Below are 12,612 nucleotides of genomic sequence, written 5' to 3' on the forward strand. Positions count from 1 at the left end.
GGCCGGAGTGGAAAGCAGGCGTAGAGTAGGAAGTACCGAGGACATTTCGTACGTTGGCATTCAGGTCGACGTCGCCCAAGGCGATAGGCGAATCCGGTCCTCCTACGGGCCGAGACGGGCCGGGCGATCATGACGCAGGCGCTTCTTTCCCACAGCACACCGCTCACCGACGAGGAACGTCTGAGTCTGGATCCCACCCTCGGCCGCAGGGGCGCCGTGGACGGGGCCTGGTGGCCACACTCCCAGGACGCGGCGGTGGAACTGCCCGACCTCATCGCCGCCGTCGACCGGCGGCTGGACCGGCCCGTCAGGCGGGTGGGTCTGCCCCTGGGATCCTGGGACGACATCCCGCACCGTGTCGCGGCCCCCGGCCGCCAGGTCAAGGTGGGCTGGTTCCGCAACATGGACCCACACGTGGTCACCCTGATCTGCGAGGCCATGGAACCCGTCAACCTGCTGGTCATTCCACCCGGCACCGAGAGCGGCACGGCCGCGCACGCGCTCACCCTGGCCACCAGGTGCGCGGGCGCCACCCGCCCGACCGACATCCTCACCGCCGCGGCCTCCTCGGACGTCAGCTCGATCGCCCAGGATGACAGCCGGGCCGTCTGGGAGGACGAGGGCGGACAGGTCGCCGGCTGCGCACCGGCCGCCGGTCACCAGGGCCCGGATCCTCTCCGAGAGGAGACCTCATGACCGTTCTGCAATCTCAGACTTTTCACGGAGTGGGGCCCCAGGCCGTCGGTCCCGCCGCCACAGTCATCCATCTGCACGGCGAGATCGACGTCTTCAGCAGCGCGGCGCTGCGCGAACGGCTGCTCCGCGCGTTGCGGCGCGGAGCGAATCCGCTCATCCTCGACCTGTCCGGGGTGTCGTTCTTCGACACCTCAGGGCTGGCCGTACTGGTCGGCATCCAGCGCCGCGCCAGATCGCTCGGAGTCACCTTCGAGCTGTCCGCGCCTCGTCACCAGACGGCGGCCCTGCTACGGGTCACCGGCCTGGACCGCACTTTCACCATTCGCTGAGCGTCAGTGGAGTGGATTCCCCGTCCCCCGGAGAGATGAGGAACCGGGGGACGTTCGCGCGTGTGACGTACGAGGGTCCGGACCTACGGCGCCCCTTCACCAGAGGGCGATGGAGCGGGTCAGGATCTTGGTGAGGTCGCCCTCGGTGACCGGCCGGGGGGCGGTGCTGAGCAGGCGCTGCTGCTTCATCGCGCCCTCCGCCAGCGCGGGGACGTCCGCCTCGGTGTAACCGACGCCGCCGATCCCGCCGGGGAGGCCGATGTCGCGCATCAGCCTGGTCAGCACGCCGGGCAGATATTCGGAAAGGTCGTCGGGCCTGGCGGCGGACGGGTCGAGCAGCTCGGCCGCGCGCAGGTGCCGCTCCGGCTGCGCCTCGAAGGTGAACCTGAACGCCTCGGGAGCGGTCAGCGCGACGGCCATGCCGTGTGGCACCATCGGCTCGCCCGCCGGGTAGCCCTCGGGGTGGAAGTCCCTGACCCGCCCGGCGATCGGGTAGGCGTTGGCGTGCGGGATGTGCACGCCCGCGTTGCCGAACCCCAGTCCGGCGAACGTCGCCGCCAGCGCCATCCGCCCCCTGGCTTCGACGTCGTCCCCGTCGCGTACGGCGGTGCGGAAGGACTGCGCGAGCAGCGCGATGGCGCGCTCGGACCACATGTCGGCCACCGGGTTCGAACCGCAGTAGGGCACCCGCTCCTCGGGGCGTTTGCGCTCGTATGAGGTGTACGGCCGGGCGGTGTAGCTCTCCAGGGCGTGGCAGAGGATGTCCATCCCGGCGGCCGCGGTGACCCCGGCGGGCTGGGTCATCGTCAGGTCGGGGTCGACGACGGCCAGCACCGGGCGGAGCCGGGCGTGGCTGATCCCGGTCTTCACCTTCAGGTCGAGCACGTCGAGCACGCAGATCGTGGTGCTCTCGGACCCCGTTCCGGTGGTCGTGGGCACCGCGACCAGCGGCTTGAGCGGCCGGGACGGGGCCAGGCCGCCGCCCACCGGCGCGTTGACGTAGTCCATCAGCTCGCCCGGGTTGGTGGTGAGCAGGTTGACCGCCTTGGCGGTGTCGATGCTGGAGCCGCCCCCGACGGCGACGAATGCGTCCCACGGCCCGGAGGCGCGGGCGTGTTCGATGGCCGCCAGCAGGCTCTCGTCCGTCGGCTCGACGCGCACGCCCTCGTACACGCTCGCCTCCATGCCGAACCCGGAGAGCTGCTCGGCGATCCGCCGCGGCGCGCCGGTCGCGGCCACCCCGGGGTCGGTGACGACGAGGACGCGCCGGACGCCGTACTGCCCGAGGTCGAAGCCGATCTCGGCCGAGGCGCCGGAGCCGAACTTCAGGGCGGGGGCGCCGTAGGTGAAGACGGACTCGGGATTGCCCGGAGTACCGAACACGCCCGGCTCCTCTCTCGCTGTTCTTACCGGTGCCATAGGACGGGAGCCCTCCGCGTGAGCATACCCGGCGGTATGTCGCGTTCGTCCACCCGCCTGCCGATCTTGGGTCTGCAGCCTTCCGTGGGCAAGAAACCTGCAAACCAACCGCAAACCGGGCTGAATACCATCGCCGCCATGATGAAAAGAATGATCGCGGTGACCGCTGTCGCCGGAGTCGCCGTGCTGGCGGCCCAGCTTCCCGCGTCCGCGAGCTCCTCCACCGCGCTGCTCCGGCTGCGCGGCGGTTTGACGCTGGAGATCCCGAACTCCTGGCGGGTGTACGGGACCGCGGACCAGGTCCGGGTGGTGACCGGTGCCTGCGCGCGGCCCAACGGCGGTTACTTCCAGCCCAGGTGCGACAGCTTCTGGGTCATCGGGCCGAAGGCCCTCAAGACCGGTGCCGAGGGCTTCGGGCGCTACAACCCCGACCAGGGGCCGTTCTACCCGGCGTCCGACGTGGTGCCCTGCGCGACCAACCCCAAGTACGGCCAGGTCCTCGGCAAGGCGATCGCGGTCGGCTACCGCAACATCGGGGTGGCCCACAAGGCGCACTACCGGGTGTGGCCCGGCCGGTGCGTGACGTACACCGGCGGTGAGCAGAAGTCGACGTTCAACCAGCGTGAGTGGTACCTGCCCCAGTCGAAGATCCTCATCGTCGACCAGTGGGCCACCCCGGGCCTGGCCACCATCCTGAAGAACGCGGTCTGGGACAACTGACCGTCAGACCCGCCACCTGGAACCGGACCGGCCTGCCCGCCCCTCGATCGCGGGCAGGCTGGAGGGTTCCTCGACTTCGACGACGAGCGGTGGCTGGGGGCATACCAGCTGAACTTCCTCAGCGCGGTACGCGCCACCCGGGCCGCGCTGCCCAGCCTGATCGAGCGGGGCGGCGTGATCGTCAACGTCTCCTCCAACAGTGCCCGGCAGCCAAGCGCGGGACCGGTCCTCTACACGATCGCCAAATCCGCGCTGACGGCGTTCGGAAAGGCGCTGAACGACGAGTTCGGATCGCGGGGCGTGCGGGTCAACACGGTCTCGCCCGGACCGGTGCGGACCTCGCTGTGGGAGGGCCCGGCGAGTTACGGCGCGGAGCTCGCCAAAGCGATAGGGGTGCCGCACGAGGACCTGCTCCGGCTGCTGCCCGCGCAGATGGGCATGACGACCGGCCGGTTCGCCGAGCCCGCCGAGGTGGCCACATTGGTCGCCTACCTGGCCTCACCGCTCGCGGCCAGTATCGCGGGAGCCGACTACCTGATCGACGGTGGCGCGATCAAAACGGCCTGACCGGTTACCCGGACCTCACCTGGTTCCGAAAAAGTGCGATCTACCAGTAATAACGTTTCGCGGGCAGGCTCGGTCGTGTGACGATAATCAATCGGCTGGACTACCGGCCGTTTCCCGAGGACCCGCACAACTACAAACCGAACTCCCGCCACTGCCTCGTGCTCGATCCGGTCCGTCCGGACGGCGACTACGTCAAGGACCTGGTGCTCAACTTCGAGCTGCTCGCGCCGGATGAGGTCATCCCGGTGCACACGCACACGAACGAGGAGGTCCTCATCATCGACGAAGGCGAGGGCGAGGCGTTCTACGACGAGGAATGGCGGCCGGTGGGCCCCGGAGCGGTGATCCTGGTGCCGCCGGGCATCGCCCACGGGTTCCGCAACCGTTCGGGGAGCGGGCTCAGGCTGCACGCGGTGTTCGCCGGGAGGGTGGTCGGCACCCGGCTGCTGGAACGCAGCCCCGCGCCGGGCACGGAGAACCTGCCGCTGCCGCCGCCGTCCCTCGTCGACTTCCGCGAGCTCGCGGGCGGGGAGTGATCAGCCGAATACCTGCTCGGCGCGTGTGTCGTAGGTGGTGCGCGCGGCGTCGATCTCGTCGAGATGCTCTTCCGCCCAGCTGACGAGACCGTGGACGGCCTCGACCAGGGTGTGGCCCAACGGGGTGAGCGCGTAATCGACGCGGGGCGGCATCACCGGGTACATGGTGCGCGAGACGATGCCGTCCCGCTCCAGCTCGCGCAGGGTGACGGTCAGCATGCGCTGGCTGATGCCGTCGATCTCGCGCTTGAGCTCGGTGAACCGCTTGGTCCCCGCACCTAGCTTCGAGATCACGTACAGCGACCACTTGTCTCCCACCCGGTCGAGGATCTCGCGGGCGCGGCAGGCGGCCGGTGTGCGGGAGAGCGGTGCGCCCATGGTTACCTCCGGTGAACCGAGCAAGGAAAAAGTGCCTTCTTGTGCGATGAGACGCGGCGACTGAGCATAGAGCCAGTTCCGAACAGAGATTGGGTCACTTTTAAGAACCGAGTTACTCATCAAGACCAAGGAGACATCATGGAAGCCGAAGTTGTCGAGATCCCGGGCTACCTGGCCGCGACGTGGGCCATCGATCCGGCCCACTCCTACGTGGGATTCGTCGTACGTCACCTGATGATCGCCAAGGTGCGTGGCCACTTCACCGGTGTCGAAGGCACGATCACCACTGCGGCGGAGCCCCTGGGGTCCAGCGTGACCGCGGCCATCGACCTTGCCTCGGTGAGCACCGGCAACGCCCAGCGCGACGCGCATCTGCGCTCCGCCGACTTTCTCGAAGTCGAGAAGTTCCCCACCATGTCGTACCGTTCCACGGCCATCCGGTTGGACGGCCGCGGCCACGTCATGGACGGCGAGCTCACACTCAAGGACGTGACCCGGCCGGTGTCACTGAGGCTGGAGGTCAACGGCTTCGGCCCGGACCCCTTCGCCGCCGAGCCCTTCCGGGGCGGCCGCGCCGGGTTCACCGCGACCGGCGAGATCAACCGCATGGACTTCGGCGTCAGCTACAACGGGCTCATCCCCGGCGGCGGCATGGCCTTGGGGGAGAAGGTGGACATCGTCCTGGAGATCGAAGCTGCTCGCACGGGGGCATAAGGATCAGGCCGGCGGGGCATGCCGCTGCCCGCCGGCCAGGAGTAATTGCAGTTCGGTGATGACCTGGTGAACGGATGTGGTCACCGCGCCGGCGAGGATGGCTTGCCGTCGACCCGTATCCCTTTGGTGCGGGAGCGGGTGCCGCCACTCATGGGTGCCCTGAACTCGAAACCAAGACGAATCCAAGAGAGATTCAAACGGTCGAGGCGATGATCATACGTATGAACCTTGGGAAAAGCCTGTTGCGGATCGCCGCGGGGATGGCTCTCACGCTACCGCTCGTCGCCTCCACTCCCGCCTCTGCCGCCTCCGCGGAGGCCGCCCCCTACACCCGGATCACCATAAACAAGATCATTGCATGGCGAACGCTGTCGAACAACGGCGACGTGATCTTCGTCAAGATCTCCGGCCCCGGGATAATACCGCCCCTCGGCGTGACCTACCGTGTCTGGCCGGCGGCAGGTGGTAGCCGGTTCACGGCTTCGGGTAGGTGCGACAGTTTCGACGGGACCCCGTGCCCACCGGGTACCCGCGACGAGTCGGGCACGTTGACCTCCACCCCGTACAATCCGGTGTTCACCGCCAAAGGCGGCGTGGCCACCATCAACATCCGCCGCGACAACGAATACGCCTCCGATGATGACGTCTTCATCCAATCCTTCCGCCTCAATCCGCTGACCCAGGAGAGCCGCTACACCCTGCGGCCGAACGCCGGCAGGACCGACACCTCTGACTACCAGGTCGACATGACGCTGACCCCCAGCTCGTCGCCGTTCTGACCCACCCGAAAACCTCAGCCTCCGCACGAGGGAATCCCGCCGTTCGAAGGAGCGACGACAACACGAAGCACGACTAGTGGGGCTTGGTTAGGCGGGGATGGGCTGGGCGTGTCTGGGTAACGTGCGGCGGCAGGTTAGGTGAAGTCTGCGTTGATGCCATCGCCTGGGTGTGGAAGATGAGAAGTGGAACGGTGTCTACGAGGTGCCGTACGAACTGTTCACCGGCGAATCCGGTACAGCACGTGCCGGCGTAGCGGCCCGTCGGGCACGTTCGGGTGGTCGAAGTCGGCGGCCGGGTCACGGGTCATGCCGATCCGGCGCATCACCGCCTGGGAACGCAGGTTGGTGGTGGCCGTGATGGCGACGACCTCCGGCAGCTCCAGGGTCTTGAAACCGAAGTCCAGGCAGGCCAGGGCGGCCTCGGTGGCGTAGCCGTGGCCCCACGCCGAGCGGGTCAGCCGCCAGCCGATCTCCACCCCGGTGAACGGCATGCCCTCGTCCGCGGGATCCAGGCCGGTGAAGCCGATGAACTCACCGGTCGCCAGGACCTCCACCGCCCACCACCCATAACCCCGGCGGTCGAGTCCGGCCTGGAAGCGCGCGATCGAAGCGGCACTCTGCTCACGGGTCAGCAGGTCCGGGAAGTGTTCCCGGACCTCGGGATCGGCGTTCATCGCCGCCCAGGGGTCCAGGTCGGAGTCCCGCCAGTGGCGGAGCAGGAGGCGATCGGTACGTAGTTCGGACATGCCGCCAAGCTAATGTGATCAAGGTCGGCGGGGCGACCGATTTTGCCGGGGGACCGTCGCCGCCCGGCGGGTCACCGGAAACCGTCATCGCGGCGACCGGCCTGGCCGGGAACGCGATAGCCATCGGCCACCGCCGTCCCGGCCTGAGAGGCCGTCGAAGCCGCCCGGGGACGTCCAGGCCGGCCGGCGTGGGCCGGCCTGGACGTCACCTGATCAGACGAGGTCGAACCGGTCCAGGTTCATCACCTTGTCCCACGCCGCGACGAAGTCGTTCACGAACTTCTCCTTCGCGTCGTCACTCGCGTAGACCTCCGCGAGCGCGCGCAGCTCGGAGTTCGACCCGAAGACGAGGTCGGCGCGGGTGCCGGTCCACTTGACCTCGCCCGTGGCGGCGTCGCGACCCTCGAAGGTGTTCGCGTCCTCGGCCGTCGCCTTCCACGCCGTGCCCATGTCGAGCAGGTTGACGAAGAAGTCGTTGGTCAGCACCCCGGGGGTCGCGGTGAGGACACCGAGCGGCGACTGCTGGTGGTTCGCGTCCAGCACGCGGAGGCCACCGACGAGGACCGTCATCTCGGGGGCGCTCAGGGTCAGCAGGTTCGCCCGGTCGACCAGCAGGAACTCGGCCGGCAGCCGGTTGCCCTTCCCGAGGTGGTTGCGGAACCCGTCAACGGTCGGCTCAAGCGCGGCGAACGACTCCACGTCGGTCTGCTCCTGCGACGCGTCCACCCGGCCCGGCCTGAACGGGACCTCGACGTCGAGGCCGGCCTCCTTGGCGGCCCGCTCGACGCCCACACCACCGGCGAGCACGATCAGGTCGGCGAGCGAGATCTGCTTGCCACCGGTCTGGGCGGCGTTGAACGCCTCGGCGATCCCCTCCAGGGTGCTCAGCACCGTCGCGAGCCGGTCGGGGTCGTTGACCTCCCACCCGTTCTGCGGCTCAAGGCGGATACGCGCGCCGTTGGCGCCGCCGCGCTTGTCACCGCCGCGGAAGGTCGAGGCCGACGCCCACGCGGTGGACACCAGCTCGGACACCGACAGGCCCGAGGCGAGGATCCGGTCCTTGAGGGAGGCGATGTCCGCGGCGTCGACGAGCTCGTACGTCACCTCGGGGAGGGGGTCCTGCCACAGCAGCGTCTCGGTCGGGACCTCCGGGCCGAGGTAGCGCACGACCGGGCCCATGTCGCGGTGGGTCAGCTTGAACCATGCGCGGGCGAAGGCGTCCGCGAACTCGTCGGGGTTCTCGTAGAAACGCCGCGAGATCGGGCCGTAGATCGGGTCGAACCGGAGCGCGAGGTCGCTGGTCAGCATGGACGGCGCGTGACGCTTCGACGGGTCGTGGGCGTCGGGCACCGAGTCCTGACCGGCGCCGTGCTTCGGCCGCCACTGGTGCGCGCCGGCCGGGCTCTTGGTCAGCTCCCAGTCGTAGCCGAACAGGTTCCAGAAGAAGTTGTTGGACCACTTCGTCGGTGTCGAGGTCCAGGTGACCTCCAGACCGCTACCGATCGTGTCCGCGCCCTTGCCGGTGCCGTAGGTGCTCTTCCAGCCGAGACCCTGCTGCTCGATGGGGGCGGCCTCGGGGTCGACGCCGACGTGGTCCGCCGGGCCCGCGCCGTGGGTCTTGCCAAAGGTGTGACCGCCCGCGATCAGGGCGACCGTCTCCTCGTCGTTCATCGCCATCCGGCGGAACGTCTCACGGATGTCGCGGGCCGAGGCCAGCGGGTCCGGGTTGCCGTTCGGGCCCTCCGGGTTGACGTAGATCAGGCCCATCTGGACCGCGCCGAGGGGGTTCTCCAGCTCCCGGTCGCCGGTGTAGCGCTGGTCGTCGAGCCAGGTGGACTCGGGACCCCAGTAGACGTCCTCGTCGGACTCCCAGACGTCCGCACGGCCGCCGGCGAAGCCGAAGGTCTTGAAACCCATCGTCTCCAGGGCGACGTTGCCGGCCAGGATCATGAGGTCGGCCCAGGAGAGCTTCTGGCCGTACTTCTTCTTGACCGGCCACAGCAGACGGCGGGCCTTGTCGAGGTTCACGTTGTCCGGCCAGCTGTTGAGCGGCGCGAAGCGCTGCTGGCCGGCCCCGGCGCCGCCGCGACCATCGCTGATCCGGTAGGTGCCTGCGCTGTGCCAGGCCATCCGGATCATGAACGGGCCGTAGTTGCCGTAGTCGGCCGGCCACCAGTCCTGCGAGGTGGTCAGCACCTCCGCGATGTCCTGTTTGACGGCCGCGAGGTCGAGGCTCTTGAATGCCTCGGCGTAGTCGAACTCCTCGCCGAGCGGGTTGGAGACGGCAGGGTTCTTGGCGAGGACCTTCAGGTTGAGCCGCTCCGGCCACCACTGGTGGTTTCCGCCACCCTGGGTCGGGTGCGGGGCGCGCTCGTGCGCGACCGGGCAACCGCCTCCGCCCTCCGTCTTCGCGTCTACGACGATTGCATCATGGTTCTCAGACATGGGAATCCTTCCGAACTATGCGGATCACGGTGCTCAGGAACCGCGGGTGGTGGAACAGCCGGGGCACAGGCCCCAGTAGATGACCTCGGCCTCGTCGATCAAGAAGCCGTGGTGGTCGGACGTGGTCAGGCAGGGCGCCTCGCCGACCGCGCAGTCGACGTCGGCGACGGCACCGCATGACCGGCACACCACGTGGTGGTGGTTGTCCCCGACGCGTCCCTCGAACCGGGCCGGGCTGTCGCCTGGTTCGATACGGCGTACGAGTCCCGCCGCGGTGAGCGCGTGGAGGGCCTCGTACACGGCTTGCAGGGAGATGTGGCCCACGCGATCGCGCACCCCGGAGGCGATCGCCTCGACGCCGAGGTGGTTACCGTCCCGGACGGTCTCGAGCAGTGCGACGCGGGCGGCCGTCACTCGCAGGCCTGCCCCGCGTAGCTCCTCGGCGGTGGTTGGAGTCCTGGGTGCGGTCATGGCGTCAAACCTTAACTTCATAAACACGAACTGTCCAAGACAACGAATAATACAAGTCTAGCGCCGTGTCGAGCGATGTTCGCCCTGTTATGGCGTGACATGTCGTCCTGATGGTGATCTTGGGGGTGCAGCACGGTCGGGCCGTCTCGGCGGCGGAACGAGTACGCGTACGCGGAATCGATCACGCTACCGGCACCCGGTTACGCAAGATCGCCAACAGGGCGAACGCCGCCTGACGCGGCACCGGCTTCCATCCCGTGCTCGGCCCCGTCCTGTCCGGCACCGAACGAGCGTCGCGGCGGCGACGCGATCATCCGCGCGATTCTGGTTGAACAGCTCATTGCCCCACAGGCGAGGAGTTTCAGGACTCGTGGATGAGATGGTTCGCCCTCACCCTTGCGCCTCCCGTAGGGGGAGGCGCAAGGGTGAGGGCATGAACGGCGACACGCTCTACTCGATCGGTGATCTGGCCCGGCGGACCGGGCTGACGGTCAAGGCCATTCGGTTCTACTCCGACCGCGGGATCGTGCCGCCGACCGACCGTAACCCGGCAGGCCACCGCCTCTACGGCATCGACGCCGTCGCACGCCTGGACCTCGTGCGGACGCTGCGCGACCTGGGGCTGAACCTTCCCACGATCCGGAAGGTCGTGCACCGGGAGATCTCGCTTCCCGAGGTCGCCGCAGCGCACGCCGAAGCACTGGCGGCGCAGATCCGAGTGCTACGCCTGCGGCGCGCGGTGCTGACGGCGGTGGCCAAGCGCGGGTCCACTCCCGAGGAGATGGATCTCATGCACCAGCTGGCCAAGCTTTCTGAGGACGAACGTCGACGTCTGATCGGCGATTTCCTCGACACCGCCTTCGGCGGCCTGGACGCCAACGCCGGATTCGTGGGGATCATGCGCTCGATGACCCCCGAGCTGCCCGACAATCCCGAGGCCGAGCAGGTCGAGGCATGGGTGGAGTTGGCCGAACTGTCCCAGGACCCGGATTTTCGCGCCAGCGTGCGGCGCATGGCCGAGCATCTTGCGGCCGAGCGTGTCCAGGGCGACACCACGGTCCTGCGCCGCGACTCTGCCGCAATGGTCCGTGACCAGGTCGGCCCAGCCCTGGTGGCCGGCATCGACCCGGCCTCGCCCCAGGCCGATCCGGTCGTCGCGGCGGTCACGGCTCAGTACGCGGATGTCTTCGGCTGCGTGGACGACGTCGACCTTCGGCGCCGGCTGCTGACCCGGCTGGAAACCGCGAACGACCCTCGCAGGGAGCTGTACCTTCAGCTGCTCGCAGTGATCAACGGCTGGCCGGCCCCGGAAAGCCTGGCGCGGGTGTTCGACTGGTTCATCCAGGCCTTGCGTGCCCGGATACCGGGGTAGCGGTCCCTCCTCGACCCGGCCGTGGCCGCTCAGCGGGCGGACCTCTGGAACTCCCATGGGTCGTGCGCCGAGATGACGTCGACCTCGCCGCCGGACAGGCGGACGAGCTCTCTGAGCCGGGCGTGGTCGCCGAGCCGAAGTGAACGATCCACCTCGGCGCTGAGCTGCACGAAGTCCAGCATCGGATGAGAGCGTGGTGTCGGGGTCGACCTCCTCGATATCGAGCACGGGCTGGGCGTAGGTCGTCCACTCCTCGCCGAGTGTGTCGGCGTGTCGTGCCATGCTGCCATTCCCCGGTAGCGTCCGATCTTCAGGCAGGCGCCGACCCGTGGATGGAATCACTGTGAAGAAGCTGATCGTCCGGCTCTGGAGGCTTGTCAACGGCTCGCTCCAGTGGCGCATCCTCTGGCTCCGGCACGCCAAGTTCACGGTCGGTGTGACCGGGGTCGTGCGGGACGCGGACGGCAACGTTCTCCTGCTGAAGCATCGCTTCTGGCCGGAGGGCAGGCAGTGGGGGCTGCCGACCGGCTGTGCGAACAGGTCGGAGACCTTCGAGGACACGGTCTGCCGCGAGGTGCGGGAGGAGACCGGGCTGAAGGTCCACGTCGGAGAGCTCGTTCGGCTGAAGAGCGGCTACAAGCTGCGCCTGGAGGTGGCGTACGAGGCCGAGTTCATCGGTGGCACGCTCGAAATCGACGATTTCGAGATTCTGGAGGCGAGATGGTTCGCGCCGGACGAACTGCCGGAGGAGATGCAGGAGTCACACCGTCTTCTCATCCACCGCGGGCGTCTCTAGCCTCCGTGCCGTGCCCGGCGCCGGGCGGTCACCTCGATCGACGACGCCGACCACGATGGAATCCGGAAGCTCGTGGCCGGCCGGTCGTGCTCTCGGCGGGCTCGCGTCGGGACGGGTGTCCCCGGCTCTCAGGTGGTCGTCTCCTCGACGATGGAGTCGACCCGGTCGGGATAGAAGGCGATGTGGTCCTTGATCTCGGCGACGGCCGGGTGCGGCGACTCGTAGAACCAGACCGCGTCCACCGACCGCTTCCCGTCCGTCGTGACGGTGTAGTAGCTCGCGTCGCCCTTGTACGGGCAGTAGGTGGCGGTGCTGGTCCGTTCCAGCAGCGAGCGGTCGACATCGACGATCGGGATGTACTGCACCGGCGGGTACGACGCCTCCCGCAGGGTCAACGCCCGCTGAGAGTCGGCGACCACCCGGCCGCCCACCGAGACGACGATCCGGGCCGGATTCGCCTCGATCGTGATCGGGTGATCGGGGCCGGGGTGCAGGATGGGCTTTTCGGTCATGGCGCGAACTCCTTTCTTCCAAAGGTAGTACGCCGAGCCTCGGACCGCACTGCCGCCAACCCGGTAGGGCCAGGGTGAACGGCTGGACCCTGGTCAGCCGGAACGTCGGGGACTTCGACGGCACGGGGGTGT

General features: G+C 68.4%; 15 protein-coding genes and 1 pseudogene. 9 read left to right on the top strand and 7 right to left on the bottom strand.

From position 1 onward, the window contains the following. The first annotated feature begins 129 nt into the window (after nucleotides 1-129). Together ABZU75_RS11765 and ABZU75_RS11770 are read left to right on the top strand one after the other, a co-directional pair. A complete protein-coding gene (locus tag ABZU75_RS11765; protein ID WP_355552363.1) occupies nucleotides 130-696 on the top strand; it encodes a DUF5994 family protein in 567 nt (188 codons plus the stop codon). Continuing rightward, complete coding sequence (locus tag ABZU75_RS11770; protein ID WP_355552366.1) at nucleotides 693-1,025, top strand: STAS domain-containing protein; 333 nt, start codon at nucleotides 693-695, stop codon at nucleotides 1,023-1,025. The genes ABZU75_RS11765 and ABZU75_RS11770 overlap by 4 nt, the downstream gene beginning before the upstream one ends. Before the next feature lie 96 nt (nucleotides 1,026-1,121). On the opposite strand, the gene ABZU75_RS11775 is transcribed toward ABZU75_RS11770, so the two are convergent. Beyond that, complete coding sequence (locus ABZU75_RS11775) at nucleotides 1,122-2,408, bottom strand: hydroxyacid-oxoacid transhydrogenase (RefSeq protein ID WP_355552369.1); 1,287 nt, start codon at nucleotides 2,406-2,408, stop codon at nucleotides 1,122-1,124. Nucleotides 2,409-2,582: 174 nt separating this feature from the next. Here ABZU75_RS11775 and ABZU75_RS11780 point away from each other — a divergent pair, with 174 nt between their 5' ends. From ABZU75_RS11780 to ABZU75_RS11790, 3 genes and pseudogenes are all read left to right on the top strand, one after another. Next, nucleotides 2,583-3,164 carry a hypothetical protein gene (locus ABZU75_RS11780; protein ID WP_355552372.1) on the top strand — a complete coding sequence of 194 codons (582 nt, stop codon included), beginning with the start codon at nucleotides 2,583-2,585 and terminating at the stop codon, nucleotides 3,162-3,164. Nucleotides 3,165-3,233: 69 nt separating this feature from the next. Continuing rightward, nucleotides 3,234-3,731: pseudogene (locus ABZU75_RS11785) on the top strand (SDR family oxidoreductase); the annotation flags it as partial. Nucleotides 3,732-3,808: 77 nt separating this feature from the next. After that, nucleotides 3,809-4,267 carry a cupin domain-containing protein gene (locus tag ABZU75_RS11790; RefSeq protein WP_355552375.1) on the top strand — a complete coding sequence of 153 codons (459 nt, stop codon included), beginning with the start codon at nucleotides 3,809-3,811 and terminating at the stop codon, nucleotides 4,265-4,267. Here the strand turns inward: ABZU75_RS11790 and ABZU75_RS11795 are convergent, their stop codons facing one another. Then, a complete protein-coding gene (locus ABZU75_RS11795) occupies nucleotides 4,268-4,645 on the bottom strand; it encodes a helix-turn-helix domain-containing protein (protein WP_355552378.1) in 378 nt (125 codons plus the stop codon). 138 nt (nucleotides 4,646-4,783) lie between these two features. Between ABZU75_RS11795 and ABZU75_RS11800 the strand changes: the two genes are divergently transcribed. Both ABZU75_RS11800 and ABZU75_RS11805 read left to right on the top strand, forming a co-directional pair. Further along, complete coding sequence (locus ABZU75_RS11800; RefSeq protein ID WP_355552381.1) at nucleotides 4,784-5,359, top strand: YceI family protein; 576 nt, start codon at nucleotides 4,784-4,786, stop codon at nucleotides 5,357-5,359. A 74-nt stretch (nucleotides 5,360-5,433) separates the two neighbouring features. After that, nucleotides 5,434-6,138 (top strand): hypothetical protein, encoded by a 705-nt coding sequence (locus ABZU75_RS11805; protein ID WP_355552384.1) that lies wholly within the window; start codon nucleotides 5,434-5,436, stop codon nucleotides 6,136-6,138. A 218-nt stretch (nucleotides 6,139-6,356) separates the two neighbouring features. Here the strand turns inward: ABZU75_RS11805 and ABZU75_RS11810 are convergent, their stop codons facing one another. From ABZU75_RS11810 to ABZU75_RS11820, 3 genes are all read right to left on the bottom strand, one after another. Next, complete coding sequence (locus ABZU75_RS11810) at nucleotides 6,357-6,884, bottom strand: GNAT family N-acetyltransferase (RefSeq protein WP_355552387.1); 528 nt, start codon at nucleotides 6,882-6,884, stop codon at nucleotides 6,357-6,359. A 213-nt stretch (nucleotides 6,885-7,097) separates the two neighbouring features. Then, entirely contained in the window at nucleotides 7,098-9,329 is a 2,232-nt protein-coding gene (gene katG, locus ABZU75_RS11815) for a catalase/peroxidase HPI (protein ID WP_355552390.1), read from the bottom strand. Nucleotides 9,330-9,362: 33 nt separating this feature from the next. Continuing rightward, nucleotides 9,363-9,800, bottom strand: coding sequence for a Fur family transcriptional regulator (locus tag ABZU75_RS11820; RefSeq protein ID WP_355552394.1), 438 nt, complete (start codon nucleotides 9,798-9,800; stop codon nucleotides 9,363-9,365). 433 nt (nucleotides 9,801-10,233) lie between these two features. On the opposite strand from ABZU75_RS11820, the gene ABZU75_RS11825 reads away from it, so the two are divergent. Continuing rightward, the gene (locus ABZU75_RS11825) at nucleotides 10,234-11,172 is read left to right on the top strand and encodes a MerR family transcriptional regulator (RefSeq protein WP_355552397.1); all 939 of its coding nucleotides are present in this window, start codon (nucleotides 10,234-10,236) and stop codon (nucleotides 11,170-11,172) included. A gap of 29 nt (nucleotides 11,173-11,201) precedes the next feature. Here the strand turns inward: ABZU75_RS11825 and ABZU75_RS11830 are convergent, their stop codons facing one another. Next, nucleotides 11,202-11,354 (bottom strand): hypothetical protein, encoded by a 153-nt coding sequence (locus tag ABZU75_RS11830; RefSeq protein ID WP_355552400.1) that lies wholly within the window; start codon nucleotides 11,352-11,354, stop codon nucleotides 11,202-11,204. A gap of 161 nt (nucleotides 11,355-11,515) precedes the next feature. Here ABZU75_RS11830 and ABZU75_RS11835 point away from each other — a divergent pair, with 161 nt between their 5' ends. Next, the gene (locus ABZU75_RS11835) at nucleotides 11,516-11,968 is read left to right on the top strand and encodes an NUDIX domain-containing protein (protein ID WP_355552403.1); all 453 of its coding nucleotides are present in this window, start codon (nucleotides 11,516-11,518) and stop codon (nucleotides 11,966-11,968) included. A 128-nt stretch (nucleotides 11,969-12,096) separates the two neighbouring features. Here ABZU75_RS11835 and ABZU75_RS11840 read toward each other — a convergent pair whose 3' ends face one another. Then, complete coding sequence (locus ABZU75_RS11840) at nucleotides 12,097-12,480, bottom strand: DUF427 domain-containing protein (protein WP_355552406.1); 384 nt, start codon at nucleotides 12,478-12,480, stop codon at nucleotides 12,097-12,099. Nucleotides 12,481-12,612 lie beyond the last annotated feature (132 nt).

This window comes from Streptosporangium sp. NPDC005286, assembly GCF_040607515.1.
Taxonomy (GTDB): domain Bacteria; phylum Actinomycetota; class Actinomycetes; order Streptosporangiales; family Streptosporangiaceae; genus Streptosporangium.

Coding starts and splice junctions, on each gene's coding strand:
- ABZU75_RS11765 (WP_355552363.1), top strand. CDS start 130: ATGACGCAGGCGCTTCTTTCCCACAGCACACCGCTCACCGACGAGGAA.
- ABZU75_RS11770 (WP_355552366.1), top strand. CDS start 693: ATGACCGTTCTGCAATCTCAGACTTTTCACGGAGTGGGGCCCCAGGCC.
- ABZU75_RS11780 (WP_355552372.1), top strand. CDS start 2,583: ATGATGAAAAGAATGATCGCGGTGACCGCTGTCGCCGGAGTCGCCGTG.
- ABZU75_RS11795 (WP_355552378.1), bottom strand. CDS start 4,645: ATGGGCGCACCGCTCTCCCGCACACCGGCCGCCTGCCGCGCCCGCGAG.
- ABZU75_RS11800 (WP_355552381.1), top strand. CDS start 4,784: ATGGAAGCCGAAGTTGTCGAGATCCCGGGCTACCTGGCCGCGACGTGG.
- ABZU75_RS11805 (WP_355552384.1), top strand. CDS start 5,434: ATGTGGTCACCGCGCCGGCGAGGATGGCTTGCCGTCGACCCGTATCCC.
- ABZU75_RS11810 (WP_355552387.1), bottom strand. CDS start 6,884: ATGTCCGAACTACGTACCGATCGCCTCCTGCTCCGCCACTGGCGGGAC.
- katG (WP_355552390.1), bottom strand. CDS start 9,329: ATGTCTGAGAACCATGATGCAATCGTCGTAGACGCGAAGACGGAGGGC.
- ABZU75_RS11820 (WP_355552394.1), bottom strand. CDS start 9,800: ATGACCGCACCCAGGACTCCAACCACCGCCGAGGAGCTACGCGGGGCA.
- ABZU75_RS11825 (WP_355552397.1), top strand. CDS start 10,234: ATGAACGGCGACACGCTCTACTCGATCGGTGATCTGGCCCGGCGGACC.
- ABZU75_RS11830 (WP_355552400.1), bottom strand. CDS start 11,354: ATGCTGGACTTCGTGCAGCTCAGCGCCGAGGTGGATCGTTCACTTCGG.
- ABZU75_RS11840 (WP_355552406.1), bottom strand. CDS start 12,480: ATGACCGAAAAGCCCATCCTGCACCCCGGCCCCGATCACCCGATCACG.